Annotated in this window: 14 protein-coding genes; 8 read left to right on the top strand and 6 right to left on the bottom strand. The window is 58.2% G+C overall.

Annotation, left to right across the window (positions count from 1 at the left end; genetic code table 11):
• Positions 1 to 3: 3 nt before the first annotated feature.
• From aroE to pyrF, 3 genes are all read left to right on the top strand, one after another.
• Positions 4 to 900: a shikimate dehydrogenase gene (gene aroE / locus GH656_RS12575; RefSeq protein WP_153076251.1), complete on the top strand. Its 897-nt coding sequence runs from the start codon at positions 4 to 6 to the stop codon at positions 898 to 900.
• Positions 901 to 1025: 125 nt separating this feature from the next.
• Complete coding sequence (gene mtgA, locus GH656_RS12570; RefSeq protein ID WP_153076250.1) at positions 1026 to 1748, top strand: monofunctional biosynthetic peptidoglycan transglycosylase; 723 nt, start codon at positions 1026 to 1028, stop codon at positions 1746 to 1748.
• A 125-nt stretch (positions 1749 to 1873) separates the two neighbouring features.
• Positions 1874 to 2689 carry an orotidine-5'-phosphate decarboxylase gene (gene pyrF, locus GH656_RS12565; RefSeq protein ID WP_153076249.1) on the top strand — a complete coding sequence of 272 codons (816 nt, stop codon included), beginning with the start codon at positions 1874 to 1876 and terminating at the stop codon, positions 2687 to 2689.
• 99 nt (positions 2690 to 2788) lie between these two features.
• On the opposite strand, the gene GH656_RS12560 is transcribed toward pyrF, so the two are convergent.
• From GH656_RS12560 to thiL, 3 genes are all read right to left on the bottom strand, one after another.
• A complete protein-coding gene (locus tag GH656_RS12560) occupies positions 2789 to 3307 on the bottom strand; it encodes a CinA family protein (RefSeq protein WP_153076248.1) in 519 nt (172 codons plus the stop codon).
• Positions 3308 to 3407: 100 nt separating this feature from the next.
• Complete coding sequence (locus GH656_RS12555) at positions 3408 to 3947, bottom strand: phosphatidylglycerophosphatase A family protein (protein ID WP_153076247.1); 540 nt, start codon at positions 3945 to 3947, stop codon at positions 3408 to 3410.
• On the bottom strand, positions 3937 to 4962 hold the full coding sequence (thiL, locus tag GH656_RS12550; RefSeq protein WP_153076246.1) for a thiamine-phosphate kinase: 1026 nt from the start codon (positions 4960 to 4962) through the stop codon (positions 3937 to 3939). The genes GH656_RS12555 and thiL overlap by 11 nt, the downstream gene beginning before the upstream one ends.
• A gap of 293 nt (positions 4963 to 5255) precedes the next feature.
• Here thiL and GH656_RS12545 point away from each other — a divergent pair, with 293 nt between their 5' ends.
• The 3 genes from GH656_RS12545 to GH656_RS12535 all read left to right on the top strand — a co-directional run bounded on the left by GH656_RS12545 (position 5256) and on the right by GH656_RS12535 (position 8969).
• Entirely contained in the window at positions 5256 to 7616 is a 2361-nt protein-coding gene (locus tag GH656_RS12545; protein WP_153076245.1) for an NADP-dependent malic enzyme, read from the top strand.
• Positions 7617 to 7987: 371 nt separating this feature from the next.
• Positions 7988 to 8392, top strand: a complete 405-nt coding sequence (locus tag GH656_RS12540) for a ribonuclease domain-containing protein (RefSeq protein ID WP_153076244.1) — start codon at positions 7988 to 7990, stop codon at positions 8390 to 8392.
• A 16-nt stretch (positions 8393 to 8408) separates the two neighbouring features.
• Positions 8409 to 8969 carry a barstar family protein gene (locus tag GH656_RS12535; RefSeq protein ID WP_153076243.1) on the top strand — a complete coding sequence of 187 codons (561 nt, stop codon included), beginning with the start codon at positions 8409 to 8411 and terminating at the stop codon, positions 8967 to 8969.
• A 164-nt stretch (positions 8970 to 9133) separates the two neighbouring features.
• Here GH656_RS12535 and GH656_RS12530 read toward each other — a convergent pair whose 3' ends face one another.
• Entirely contained in the window at positions 9134 to 9874 is a 741-nt protein-coding gene (locus GH656_RS12530; RefSeq protein WP_153076242.1) for a 16S rRNA (uracil(1498)-N(3))-methyltransferase, read from the bottom strand.
• 19 nt (positions 9875 to 9893) lie between these two features.
• The gene (locus GH656_RS12525) at positions 9894 to 10307 is read right to left on the bottom strand and encodes a VOC family protein (RefSeq protein ID WP_153076241.1); all 414 of its coding nucleotides are present in this window, start codon (positions 10305 to 10307) and stop codon (positions 9894 to 9896) included.
• Between the two features lie 530 nt (positions 10308 to 10837).
• Between GH656_RS12525 and tkt the strand changes: the two genes are divergently transcribed.
• Both tkt and gap read left to right on the top strand, forming a co-directional pair.
• On the top strand, positions 10838 to 12880 hold the full coding sequence (tkt, locus tag GH656_RS12520; protein WP_174769751.1) for a transketolase: 2043 nt from the start codon (positions 10838 to 10840) through the stop codon (positions 12878 to 12880).
• Between the two features lie 94 nt (positions 12881 to 12974).
• A complete protein-coding gene (gene gap / locus GH656_RS12515) occupies positions 12975 to 13985 on the top strand; it encodes a type I glyceraldehyde-3-phosphate dehydrogenase (protein ID WP_153076239.1) in 1011 nt (336 codons plus the stop codon).
• A gap of 175 nt (positions 13986 to 14160) precedes the next feature.
• Here gap and fur read toward each other — a convergent pair whose 3' ends face one another.
• Positions 14161 to 14586, bottom strand: a complete 426-nt coding sequence (gene fur / locus GH656_RS12510; RefSeq protein WP_153076238.1) for a ferric iron uptake transcriptional regulator — start codon at positions 14584 to 14586, stop codon at positions 14161 to 14163.
• Positions 14587 to 14623: the final 37 nt, after the last annotated feature.

Raw genomic sequence — 14623 nt, 5'->3', positions numbered from 1 at the left:
AGCATGAGCCAGACGCATTTGCCTGACCGTTATGTGGTGATGGGGAATCCGGTGGAGCACAGCAAATCGCCGCGTATCCACGCTTTGTTCGCACAACAAACAGGTGAGCCGCTGGAATATGGCCGGTTGTGCCCCGCAGTCGAAGCTTTCGAGCAGGAGGCCCTGGCGTTTTTCGCTGATGGCGGGCGGGGGGCGAATGTCACTGTGCCGTTCAAACTGCGGGCTTTCGCGCTGGCCAGCAAGCTGTCGCCGCGGGCGATGGCAGCCGGTGCGGTGAATACCTTGCGTCAGGATGCCAGCGGCATTTATGGCGACAACACGGATGGCGTGGGTCTGGTCCGCGATATCGAAGTTAATCTGCAGCGGCCGCTTGGCGGGCAGCGGATTTTGCTGCTGGGCGCAGGCGGCGCGGCGCAAGGCGTGGTGCTGCCTCTGCTGGAGCGGGGCCCTGCGCAACTGACGATTGCCAACCGCACGGCAGCCACCGCGCAGGCGCTGGCCAGCCGTTTTGCCGCAGCGGCGGCTTCTGCAGCGCTTGCTGGAACAGCCGCAGCCGTTGCCGCTTGCACGCTGACCGGTGGCGGCCCGCAACAGATTGAGCCGCAAGCCTACGACATCATCATCAACGCGACAGCGGGTAGTTTGGATGGTGCTTTGCCGGAATGCGACGAGCGCGCGTTTGGTCCCGGCACGCTGGCTTACGACATGATGTACAGCGCCCAGCCAACGGTGTTTATGCAGCATGCGCGCGCGCTGGGTGCCCGGGCTGAAGATGGCTTGGGCATGCTGGTTGAGCAGGCGGCTGAAGCATTTTTTGTCTGGCGCGACAAACGGCCTGATAGCGCACCTGTGCTGAAGCTGTTGCGCGATGAGATGCGGGCCTCAGGCGGCGCTGTCTGAACGCACAGCATGTGGCCGCAGGCCACGCTTGACGCGTTTGAAGGTGGTCACGGTGGCCACGATGGTTACGGTGAATAGCCAACCGAATCCAGATACCAATCCAGATTGAACAGACTGAAACAACCATGACAGCAACCAAGCGTAGCCATCAGCCGGGTCTGGTGCGCTGGAGCTTCTACGTCGGCGCGGTGGTGGCCAGCGCATGGCTGGCGACTCAGGCGTTTTATTTCATCCAGATCGGCGTATGGAATTACGTCAATCCGCATTCGAGCGCGTTCATGCGCGCAGACGCATGGCGTCTCTCGGCCGACCGTCCTGATCTGGCGTTGCAGCACCAATGGGTGCCTTATGAGCAAATCTCACGCAATTTGAAGCGGGCGATTATTGCTTCGGAAGATGCCAATTTCGCCAATAACAACGGCTATGAAACCGACGCCATCCTGCAAGCTTGGGAAAAAAACAAGGCGCGCGGCAAGATTGTTTCAGGTGGTTCAACCATTACTCAGCAACTGGCGCGCAATCTGTTCTTGTCGCGCGAAAAGAGCTACATCCGCAAAGGCCAGGAACTCATCATCACGTGGATGCTTGAGACCCTGCTCGATAAAGAACGCATCTTTGAGATCTATCTGAATTCGGTTGAATGGGGCAATGGCGTCTATGGCGCGCAAGCCGCCGCAGGCTATTACTACAAGAGTTCGGCGGCAAAGCTCAGCAGTTGGCAGGCGGCGCGGCTGGCAGTGATGTTGCCGCGGCCGAAGTATTTTGATGCGCATCGCAACTCGCCGTATCTGGCATCACGCGCTGGCGTGATCGCACGGCGCATGGGCGCGGCCGAATTGCCACAGTAAATTGCCGCAGTAATATGCGCCACGTGCCAGGCCATGGTGGACGAGGAACTCCAGTGGCCGGGCGGGTGCTGCCAGCGTGTAAACTACGCGCCTTCCCGCTCACTGGCTCGCTGCGAGCTTCCCCCATGTCTTCATTCATCCAGATGTTGCGTCAGTCATGGCAGCAAACGAACTCCCTGTTGTGCGTCGGTCTTGACCCCGATCCGGCTAAATTCCCGGGCGCATTGGCTAATCGCACCGAAGCGATTTTTGCTTTTTGCCGCGATATCGTTGACGCCACTGCACCTTACGCGTCGGCATTCAAACCGCAAATCGCGTACTTTGCCGCGCATCGCGCTGAAGATCAGCTAGAGCAATTGATCGCGCATATTCATTTGCACCATCCTGGGTTGCCGGTGATTCTCGACGCCAAGCGTGGCGACATTGGCAGCACTGCGCAACAATATGCCCGCGAAGCCTTTGAGCGCTATCGTGCCGATGCCGTGACGGTGAATCCCTATATGGGTTTTGATTCGCTTGAGCCGTATCTCGAGCACGCTGGCAAAGGGGTGATTGTGTTGTGCCGCACCTCGAACCCGGGTGGTTCTGATCTGCAGTTTCTGGATGCCGGTGGCCGGCCGCTGTATCAGGTCGTGGCGCAACTGGCTGCGCAGCAATGGAACGCGAGTGGCGAGCTGGGGCTGGTGGTGGGCGCGACGTTTCCGCAGGAAATCGAAATCGTGCGGCAGATTACCGGCGACATGCCGTTACTGATTCCTGGAATTGGCGCTCAGGGCGGCGACGTCGAAGCCACCGTGCGGGCAGGACGCACGACGTCAGGGGCAGGCATGCTGATTAATTCATCGCGGGCGATTATTTATGCTGGCAAGGGCGATGATTTCGCTCAGGCCGCAGCGCTTGCCGCACAGAAAACCCGAGATCAGATCAACGCTTATCGCTGAAAGCGCTGAATAGCGTGGAGTGGTTTTTCAGCGCATGGCCGTTGTTTGTTGCGGCCATGCGTGGCCATGCCGGCCATGTTCTACCGGCGCAGCAGCCGTTCAGGCGCGCCGGGTTTCTCCGTCAATAGCCAAAGCCAATAGCACCAGCAGCTCACGCAATGCGTGCTCAGCGGCTTGCTGCCGAACCTGCTGCCGGTTGCCATCAAAGCGCACGGTTGCCACGCGTGTGTGGCGGCCGTAGCTCCAGCCAAATGACACCGTGCCAACGGGCTTTGCCTCACTACCACCCGAAGGCCCGGCAATTCCAGTAATAGCCAGCGAAGCCTGCGCCTTGCTGTGCCGTAAGGCTCCTTCGGCCATCGCCTGCGCCACCGGCTCGCTGACCGCCCCATGCGCTTCGATCAAACGGGCGGGCACGCCAAGCATCTCGCTTTTAGCCTGATTCGAATACGTTACGAAGCCGCGCTCAAACCAGCCGCTGCTACCGGCAATTCCGGTGATTGCGCTGGCGACCATGCCACCGGTGCAGGATTCGGCAGTAGCAAGCGTCGCGTGAGCGTCGAGCAAACGCTCGCCGACCTGTTGCGCGAGTTGATGCAGTGTGGCGTCAGTGGACATGGCGGGCTCTGGCGGTGGTAATGCGGAAAAACGCGGGGGAAAACGCAGAAAGAACAGATCACGCAGCGCGGCGTCACACCGGCACGCGCGTGCTCAGGTGTCAGGCCCACATGCGCCACAGCGCAATCACCAGCAGCGTGAAGAACGCCGCCACCAGATCGTCGAACATGATGCCGAAGCCACCTTTGAGCTTGCGGTCGAAATAGCGGATTGGGGGCGGCTTCAGCGCATCGAAGAAACGGAACACCAGGAACGCCCCCAACTGACCACTAAAGCTGACCGGCGACACCAGCAGCAACACGAGCCACATGGCGACGATTTCATCCCAGACGACAGGCGATGGATCGTCTGTGCCGAGCTTTTTCGCTGTAAAGCCGCAAATCACGATACCGGCAAAAAAACCAACTGCGATCAGCACACCCCATTCGATCACCGTCAGATAGTGGCTGAAGGCAGCGAAAGAGGCCCAGCCAAGCAGGGTGCCGAAAGTGCCCGGCGCAAAGGGGGCGAGCCCGCTGCCAAACCCCAGTGAAATCAGATGCAGCGGATGCGACAGCATGAAACGTGCGGTGGCGCGACGCGGTGCTCCAGGGGTGTTGGGCGATACGCTGGCTGGGTCGAGTGAGGGGTTAGTCGGCATGGAAATGATCGAAGCCTTGCAAGGTCAGGTTGAGTGGCGTGCCTGCTGCGTCCGTCCAGGTGATTCGGGAGGCAGGCGGCGTAATTTTGGCAGCGCGTATTGTACTGGCGGCATTGGCGCTGTTTCCGGTGCTATTGAGCGTGCCGATACGGGTGACGGGCACATTCACCTGGCGGCTTGCCGCCTCGATTTTTGCGCGTGCTGTGACAGGGGCGGTGAAGCACAGTTCGTAATCGTCACCGCCTGCCAGCGTGACCTGACGTTGAACCTCAAGCGGCAAGCGGCGCAGCGCAGAGGAGCGCGGCACGGCATCGACATCCACCTGGGCCCAAAGTTGTGAGCGCAGCAGGATATGGTTCAGATCACCCGCGAGCCCATCCGATAGATCCAGCGCTGCGTGAGCCAACCCGCGTAACGCCAGGCCCAGCGCAATGCGCGGCTCGGGCTGCTCAAGTGCATGGCGAAAGAGCAACGCATCGGCGGGCGCGGCTGACCATTCGCCGCGTAGCACGCCAAGACCCGCACGGGCATCGCCTAGCGTGCCGGAGATCCAGATATCGTCACCCGCTTGCGCCGCATCGCGCCGCATGGCCTGCTGTGGCGCGACGCTGCCGAACACCGTCAGGCACAGGTTGAGCGGCCCCGCCGTGGTATCGCCACCTATCAGCTCACAGCCATGGCGTTCAGCGAGTTCGAACAAGCCCGCGCTAAATGCCGCCAGCCAGCTTTCGCGCGCCTCGGGTAGCGCCAGCGCGAGCGTGAACGCCAGCGGGCGGGCACCCATCGCGGCGAGATCGGACAAATTAACCGCTAGCGCTTTATGACCCAGCGCGTGTGGCTCGGCATTGGCGAAAAAGTGCCGTCCTTCGACCAGCATGTCGGTTGAGACCGCGAGCACCTCGCCGCTTGGCGGCGCAAGCAACGCGCAGTCATCGCCGATTCCTAACAGCGCGTGACGGCTGGTTTGATGGCGGCGGGCAAAAAAACGCTCAATTAGCGAGAACTCGGAAAGCATGGTGGCGGCAGGTTCGTTAGAGGTTAAGTGAGCTGAATAAGCGGGGTGAATAAGCAGATTTAAGGCGGAGAGAAGCGCAAGCGGCGTCTGAATAGCGTGATGAACGGGGGCGAACGGGGCGAAGGAAAGTAGTCGGAACCGGGCCAGTTCGAGCGCTGTTTAAGGGTTTTACAAGGGCTTTGCAAGCGCTTCATCTGGCCCGGCAAAGTGTGCTTCTGGCGTGGTTTTGGCGCGATTTTTGTTGCAACAGTTGCACCTTGACCGGACGAATCTACGAGGGGATTGGGGCTACAATGCGGCCGAACGTCTATTCTAATCCGCACTTCCAAGCCCGCCTTATGTCGAATTCGTCTAACTCCAGCAATACCGATACCAAAAACAAGCTCCGCGACGCCGCGCTCGATTATCACGAGTTTCCTACTCCCGGGAAAATTGCGATTGCGCCGACCAAGCAGATGATTAACCAGCGCGATCTGGCGCTGGCGTATTCGCCAGGCGTCGCGTTTGCCTGCGAAGCGATCGTCGAAAACCCGTTGAACGCCGCCCGCTTCACGGCGCGCAGCAACCTGGTTGGCGTGGTGACCAATGGCACGGCGGTGCTTGGGCTAGGCAACATTGGGCCGCTGGCATCGAAGCCGGTGATGGAAGGCAAGGCGGTGCTATTCAAGAAATTCGCTGGCATCGACGTGTTCGATATTGAGCTGAACGAATCCGATCCGCACAAGCTGGTCGAGGTGATTGCCGCGCTTGAACCGACTTTCGGCGGCATTAATCTGGAAGATATCAAGGCACCAGACTGCTTCATCGTCGAGCGTGAATGCCGCAAGCGCATGAAGATCCCGGTGTTTCACGATGACCAGCACGGCACGGCAATTGTGGTGGCGGCGGCGGTCACCAATGGCTTGAAGGTCGTCAATAAAGATATCCGGCAAGTGAAGCTGGTCGCGTCCGGAGCGGGCGCTGCGGCGCTCGCCTGCCTGGATTTGCTGGTTGACCTGGGCTTGCCACTCGAAAATATTCTGGTCACCGATCTGGCTGGCGTGGTCTACAAGGGCCGCACGGAATTGATGGATCCGGACAAAGAGCGTTTCGCGCGGGAAACCAGCGCTCGCACACTGCTGGAAGCGATTGATGGCGCGGATATTTTCCTCGGTCTGTCGGCTGGCGGTGTGCTGAAGCAGGAGATGGTCATCAAGATGGCGGATAAGCCGCTGATTCTCGCGCTGGCCAACCCAACCCCCGAAATCTTGCCGGAACTGGCACTCGCCGTGCGTCCGGATGCAGTGCTCGCCACGGGCCGCACGGATTACCCGAATCAGGTCAACAACGTGCTGTGCTTCCCGTTCATTTTCCGTGGCGCGCTGGATGCGGGCGCGACGACGGTGACACGCGAAATGGAAATTGCCGCGGTCAACGCCATTGCTGAGCTGGCGCGCCAGGAGCAAAGCGACATCGTGGCTACGGCGTATGGCATTCAGGATTTGTCGTTTGGCCCGGAGTATCTGATTCCGAAGCCGTTTGATCCGCGCCTGATCGTGAAGATCGCGCCTGCGGTGGCGAAGGCAGCCATGGATTCTGGCGTGGCCACTCGCCCGATCGAAGATATGGAAGCCTACGAACAGCATTTGCAGCAGTTCGTGTATCACAGCGGCACGACGATGAAGCCGATCTTCCAGTTGGCGCGCAGCGTGGAAGCGGACAAAAAGCGCATTGTGTTTGCCGAGGGCGAAGAAGAGCGGGTGTTGCGTGCGGTGCAGATTGTGGTGGATGAAAAGCTGGCCAAGCCGATCTTGATTGGACGCCCCGCCGTTATTGAGGAGCGCATTGCCCGTTATGGCTTGCGCTTGGTGGCGGGCCAGGATTACAGCGTGGTCAATCCCGATCGGGACGAGCGTTACCGTGATTTCTGGCAGAGCTATTACAAATTGATGTCGCGCAAGGGCATCAGCGAGCAAATGGCGCGACTGGAAATGCGCCGCCGCACGACGCTGATTGGCTCGATGCTGGTTAGAAAGGGCGAAGCCGACGGGATGATCTGCGGCACGATTAGCACGACGCACCGTCATCTGCACTTTATCGACCAGGTGATTGGCAAGCGCGAAGGCTGCAGTGTTTATGCGGCGATGAACGCGCTGGTGCTGCCGGGGCGGCAGATTTTTCTGGTCGACACGCACGTGAACGTGGATCCGACGCCAGCCGAACTGGCCGAAATCACGATCATGGCGGCAGAAGAAGTGCGTCGCTTTGGCATTGAACCGAAGATCGCGCTAGTGTCGCATTCGAATTTTGGTACCAGCCATGCACCGTCCGCACAAAAGATGCGCGATGTGTTGGCCATTCTGAAAGAAAAGGCTCCCGATTTACAGGTTGATGGCGAGATGCATGGCGATGTTGCACTCGATGCGAACCTGCGCCGCGAGATACTGCCTGAATCGACGCTGGAAGGAGATGCCAATTTGCTCGTACTGCCGAACATCGACGCTGCGAATATCTCCTACAACCTGCTCAAAACCGCCGCTGGCAACAACATTGCGATTGGTCCGATGTTGCTGGGGGCCGCCAGGCCCGTGCACGTGCTGACCGCTTCGGCGACCGTGCGCCGGATTGTCAATATGACCGCGCTGCTGGTGGCGGATGTGATTGCTTCGCGCTAGGCACTGCTTGAACGCATAGCGCTGGCAAAAATCAGCGACGGCGAAAAAAAAGCGCACCCGGAGCCGGGTGCGCTTAGGGTGAGCAGGGGAGCGCCACCCTAAAGGCTGAATGGCGGTTTTTCAGGATGAAAGCGCTGGGGGACGGTAGGAGTATTTGCTGCCATGCCTGAATCTTCTTCGCCGGGATTATTTTATCTTGATCCAGATCAATAAATCTGTGCAAAGATTGTCAAGATTTGCTGCTGCTGCGCTATCCCTTGCCGGGAAAGCCTTTTGTCGGCAAGCCGACATTGATTCCCTGGGCCATTAGCGATACCCTTACGTCTTTCTGTGTCGTCAAACTCGTGGTCTGATAGTGGGAATGCTGATCCATGACACGCAACGGGTTACGCAATGGCGTATTGATGGTTGCTTTTGCCATTGCTAGTTTCGGTGCAAGTCACGTCACGGTTGGGTTTGCCCGGGATACGGGCACTGTAGGCCAGCTTCAGGATACGGTTACCACAGCGCAACTGCCGCGCGAAGCAATCAAGACATTGAGCCTGATTGAAGCGGGCGGGCCTTATCCGTATGAGAAGGACGGCATCGTATTCGGTAACCGGGAACGGTTACTACCACTGCGTCGGCGCGGCTTTTATCACGAGTACACCGTACCTACGCCCCGTGCCCGTAATCGGGGAGCAAGGCGTATCGTCTGCGGTGGTTCGTTACGGCAAACCAGCAATTGTTATTACTCGGATGACCACTACGCGAGTTTTAGGCACATTGCTGGATGACATCGGGATGAACGGTATGAGCGATAACATCTACGAGCACAACACCGGAGTCGCAGCAGACTTTTTCGCCGCCGGTGACGGCAATCTGTTCCGGCGCGTCATGCAAATGCGTGGCACCAGTCACGCTCAGGAAGTCCAAAACGAAGCCGGCACTGTGCTTTCATCGAACGAGGGGCCTATGAGTCTTTTCAGGACCGTACGACCAAACATCGTACAGTCGATTCGCGCGTTTCGCGTGCAGGATTTGGCCGATGAAGCGAATCGGCTGGGCCAGCATTTTCTCTATGCGCATTGCGCCAATGCGCAAACCAAAGTGGAAGTGCTGGAAACAATAGCGACATCGTTTCTGTTTCCCAAGCATTTCGGCAAGAATTACGACGCGCTTTACGACTGTTTGACCGATCTGGTGCAGAAGGCAGGCCCTCAGCCGGGGTTTGTGATCGTGCTGGATGCATTGCCGGTCGCGCAGAAGTTTGATAAGGAAGCCCGCGAAACCCTGCTCGATGTTTTCCGTGAAGCCGCTGAATTCTGGGCCGAACGCAAAATTGCATTCAGGGTGTTTTACTCATTTGCGTGATTGCATGTCTGGCTGATGGCGGCGTTGGGCGGCGCGGCGCTAACGCGCCAGGGTGCCGTGCCAGCCGGGTATGAAAAACTAAAGGCCTGCCAGTTAAATCTGGCAGGCCTTTAGTTTTGTGCAGCTAACTTGTTTTGTGTGCGCCGTAGTTATTGCGCGATGCGCTACCAGCCACCCCAGCGTGCGGCAAGCGCGGCAAGTACAGCGATACCGGCTGTTTCAGTGCGTAATACGCGCGGGCCGAGGCCAACTGCGGTGAAGCCGTGGTCGGTTGCCGCGGCTTCTTCGGCGGCAGAGAAGCCGCCTTCTGGCCCAACCAGTACGATGATGTGCCCTTGTGGCGGCGTGAATGGCAGCGCGGTAAAGCTAATGCTGGCGCGTGGTGACAGTAGCAGGCGCAACTCACCTTCAGCAGGCATTCTGGGCAGCGCACCTAGCCATGTGGCGATTTCTCTGACTGGTGCCACGTCGGGCAAGCGGTTGCGGCCGCATTGTTCGCACGAGGCGCGCACAATGCCTTGCCAGTGAGCATGCCGACGCTGCGCACGTTCCCCAGACAAACGCACGACACTTCGTGTTGTGGTCAGTGGAACAAAGTTTGATGCGCCCAGTTCGACGGATTTTTCGATCAGCCAATCCATCTTGTCGCCGCCCGCAATGCCTTGGGCCAGTGTTAGCCGGTACGGTGCTTCGGCGTCGATGTCGCGGAATTCATGAATATGAACGCTGGCGGCGCGGCGTTCGACCTCTATCAGCTCAGCGCTATATTCGCCGCCTGCGCCGTTGAACAACACGATGGAATCGCCAGCCTGCAAACGCAGGACGTGGATATGCCGCGTCACGTCATCTGGCAACTGAACGATGTCACCAGGCTGAAAGGGGATGCCGACGAAAAAACGAGGCATTAAAAAAATACTCATGGGCTCAGGAAATGTGGCGAGCGAGCGCCCAGCGATAGCCGTCCAGATCTTCTATCTGGGCAAACCGGTCGCCCCAGAACTGATCCTGAGGCTCACTCAGTGGTTTTGCGCCAGCGGTTAGCGAGCGCGCATATACCGCGTCAACATCATCGACATACAGATAAAACGACTGCGGTGCGGTTGCGCCTGCGCTTTGGGGTGTTTGTGCCGTTGAGCCGAACGCGCCTTCGGGGGCGAACATCACGATCAGCGAGTCTTGGTAAGTCATTTCGACGTGCATCACGACACCGTTATCCTGCACGCTATCGCGCACCTTAAAGCCGAACGCCGCCTCGAAAAAGGCAGTGGCCACGCGTGCATCACGCACAGTCAGATAAGGAGTGAGCCAGGGTACGCCAGTTGGACGGGAAGAGGCCATGGAAGTGTTCCGGATTGATACATCAGGATAGGTGGTGCACAGCCAGACGGCCATCATTCGTGCGGTGACCAGCGTCGGATTGTGCCAAATTGTTACTGCGATAGCTTTAAGAAAATACTTAGTTTGATCAGCCGAATTCAGGAACAAGCTTAAATATCAACGAAAATTGATGCAAATCGGCTCGGATAGGGCCGAATAATGAATCCAGGATAGAGGTGATTTGCATGAACACGTGGTTTTTAGCTTATGGCCTGGATGGTGCGGTACATCTGGCGAAGGGCTTGGGCCACGCCACAAGCTACGACGGCCGATGGGCCTTGAATGTGGCGGTTCATATGCGTTGCATGATCCGGGAGCCGTCAGGAACGAGGCCTTGATCTGCTAGAATGCCCCGCTTTGCAGCCGTTTCCGCTTAGGCTCTGCCCGTTTCGCGTCTACTGGCGCCGCATCGTGCGCCGGGGCGGCTGGTCGCAGTGCTTTTCCGGATGACGCCCGCTTTCTGCTTTTTGGCCCCGCTCTCCGGACTCGACATGACGATCCCGTCTACCTCACACCTTCCCGCTTCTACTTCCCTGATGGCCAATGCAATTCGTGCTTTGGCCATGGATGCTGTCCAGCAAGCTAACTCAGGCCATCCCGGCATGCCGATGGGCATGGCTGAGATTGGCGTTGCGCTCTGGTCACGGCATCTGCGTCATAACCCAGCCAATCCTCACTGGGCCGACCGCGACCGCTTCGTGCTGTCGAATGGTCATGGCTCGATGTTGCTGTACGCGTTGTTGCATCTGACTGGCTACGATTTGCCCATCGAAGAGCTGAAAAATTTCCGTCAATTGCATTCAAAAACGCCAGGCCATCCCGAATATGGCATTACGCCAGGCGTTGAAACCACCACCGGCCCGCTCGGGCAGGGCTTGGCCAATGCGGTGGGTATGGCACTGGCCGAAGCGCTGCTTGCCGCTGAATTCAACAAAGCTGAAGCCAAAATCGTCGATCACCATACCTATGTGTTTCTTGGCGATGGCTGCCTGATGGAAGGCATTTCGCATGAAGCGTGCTCGTTTGCCGGCACGCTGAAGCTGAACAAACTGATCGCGTTTTATGACGACAACGGCATCTCGATTGATGGCGAGGTCGTGAACTGGTTCCACGATGACACGCCAAAGCGTTTTGAAGCGTATGGCTGGAATGTGATTCCTGCGGTTAATGGTCACGACGTCGATGCTGTCGATGCGGCGATTGTGCAGGCCAAGCGCTCGGACCGGCCAACGCTGATCTGCTGCAAGACGGTGATTGGAGAAGGCGCACCCACCAAGGCGGGCAGCCATGATGCGCACGGCGCGCCGCTAGGCGATAAAGAAATCGCGGCGACGCGTGCTGCGCTAGGCTGGACATGGGGTCCGTTTGAGATTCCTGCTGAAGTCTACGCAGCGTGGGACGCCAAGCCGTCCGGCAAGCAAATCGAAGCGCAATGGAACGCCGCATTCGAGCAATACAAGGCGAAATACCCGCAGGAAGCTGCTGAGTTCGTGCGTCGCAGCACCGGCAAGCTGCCTGCTGACTGGGCGCAGCAGGCGCAGGAAATCATTGCTGGGGCGAATCAGCGGGCTGAAACCGTCGCCACCCGCAAAGCCTCGCAGCAAACGATTGAAGGGCTGGCCGCGGTGCTGCCCGAATTGCTGGGCGGCTCGGCCGACCTGACGGGTTCGAACCTTACCAACTGGAAGGCCTCGAAGCCGGTGCGCGCGGCGCATGATGGCGCGAGCGGCATTCAGTGGGGCAACCACATCAATTACGGCGTGCGCGAATTTGGCATGAGCGCGGCGATCAATGGCATTGCGCTGCATGGGGGCTATAAGGCTTTCGGCGGCACGTTCCTGACGTTTTCTGATTACAGCCGCAATGCGCTGCGCGTGGCCGCGCTGATGAAGTCACCGTCAATTTTTGTGTTCACGCATGATTCGATCGGTCTTGGCGAAGATGGTCCGACGCACCAGTCGATCGAGCATGTGTCGAGCTTGCGCCTGATTCCGCATCTGGATGTCTGGCGTCCAGCCGATACCGTCGAAACAGCCGTGGCGTGGACCCAATCGATTGAGCATCATGGTCCTTCGTGTCTGATCTTTAGCCGCCAGAACCTCGCGTTTTCGGCGCGCACCGATGCGCAGATTGCAAATGTCGCCAAGGGCGGCTACGTGCTGCGTGACTGGAACGATGAGATCGTTGCCCGCAAAGTTATCCTGATTGCCACCGGCTCAGAAGTCGAGCTGGCGCTGGGTGCCGTTGAAGCTCTCGCGAGCGAAGGCATTGCGGCCCGCGTGGTGTCGATGCCTTCAACCACGGTGTACGACCGCCAGGACGCTGAATACCGTGAACGTGTCTTGCCTAAAGGCGTGCGCCGGGTTGCGATCGAAGCCGGTGTGACCGATTTCTGGCACAAGTACGTTGGCCTTGAAGGCCGCGTGGTTGGGATCGACACCTTCGGTGAATCTGCTCCTGCTGGCGTGTTGTTCAAACACTTTGGCTTTACGGTTGAGCATGTTGTTGCCGCAGCTAAAGAGGCACTTGGTTAACTTGCGCCGTTTGCTTTGCCGGGTTGATGCCCGGCAAAGCTTGTCCGTCAGAACAGAATCGAACCTATTTTTTTCAGCTATCAGGAGATAGACCATGACGATTCGCGTCGCAATCAACGGCTACGGCCGGATCGGCCGCAACATCCTGCGCGCCCTGTATGAAAACGGCAAGAAACACGATATCGAAATCGTTGCGATCAATGATCTCGGTGATGCGAAGACCAACGCTCATCTGACGCAATACGACACCGCGCACGGCAAGTTTCCGGGTGAAGTGTCCGTGAATGGCGATTACCTCGTGGTCAATGGCGACCAGATCCGCGTACTGGCTGTCCGTAACCCGGCCGAATTGCCGTGGGCCGAACTGCGCGTCGATGTGGTGATGGAATGCACAGGTTTTTTCACCACTAAGGAAAAAGCGGGCGCGCACATCAAAGCCGGGGCGAAGAAGGTCATTATTTCGGCGCCGGGCGGCAAGGATGTCGATGCAACGATTGTTTATGGCGTGAACCATCACACGCTGAAGTCGGCGCACACCGTCATTTCAAACGCTTCATGCACGACGAACTGCCTGGCACCCCTGGTCAAGCCGCTGAACGACAAGATCGGCCTGGAAAATGGTTTGATGACCACAATCCATGCGTACACCAACGATCAGGTGTTGACCGACGTCTATCACGAGGACCTGCGCCGTGCGCGCTCGGCCACGCATAGCCAGATTCCGACCAAAACGGGTGCGGCTTCCGCAGTTGGCCTGGTGCTGCCTGAGCTGAATGGCAAGCTGGATGGCTATGCGATTCGCGTACCGACGATCAACGTGTCGATTGTCGATTTGTCGTTTATCGCCAAACGCGATACGACGGTAGACGAAGTGAACGCGATCATGAAGGAGGCCTCCGAGGGCTCGCTCAAGGGCATCCTGGGTTACAACACCGCACCGCTGGTTTCGATTGACTTCAACCACAATCCCGCTTCGTCGACCTTCGATGCCACGCTGACCAAGGTTTCGGGCCGCCTCGTGAAAGTATCGAGCTGGTACGACAACGAATGGGGTTTCTCGAACCGCATGCTGGATACAGCCATTGCGCTGGCGCATGCAGCTTAAGCTTTGATTGAATGCTGATTGAGCGCTGATTGAGCGTTAACTGAGCACGCCGGAAGTTGAACGGCGTTAAAAAGCCCCGCCTGGGTGTGCATTGCATGACTGCACTCAGGCGGGGCTTTTGTCTGGTTTGAAGCAGGGCGGGGCGGCTGATACTTCGCGCAGCACCAGGACTTACTTACTTGCGATGCGGGCAGTTCTCCTTGGTGCACATGCCATACAGTGCGAGTGCGTGTTCCTGCAGTTTGAAGCCGCGCTCTTTGGCAATTGCCTGCTGGCGGTTCTCGATCTCGATGTCGAAAAATTCTTCGACTCGGCCGCAGTCAAGGCACACCAGGTGATCGTGGTGTGAGCCTTCGTTTAGTTCGAATACGGCTTTGCCGGATTCGAAATTGCTGCGTGATAGCAAGCCTGCTTGTTCGAACTGCGTCAGCACGCGGTAAACCGTGGCCAGACCGATATCGAGTTCTTCGTGCAGCAGGTTGCGGTAGACGTCTTCGGCGGTCAGATGACGCACCGGACTATGCTGAAAAATCTCCAGAATTTTGAGGCGCGGTAGGGTCGCCTTGAGTCCGATATTCTTGAGATCGGCTGGGTTGGTCATGGCAAGGGATCCCTAGAGTACAATTCAGGGTTCTCAT

This window comes from Paraburkholderia bonniea (assembly GCF_009455625.1).
In the GTDB taxonomy this organism is placed as follows: Bacteria; Pseudomonadota; Gammaproteobacteria; order Burkholderiales; family Burkholderiaceae; genus Paraburkholderia; species Paraburkholderia bonniea.
Note: the sequence above shows the minus strand (reverse complement) of the source record. Positions and strands in the feature narration are given on the sequence as shown.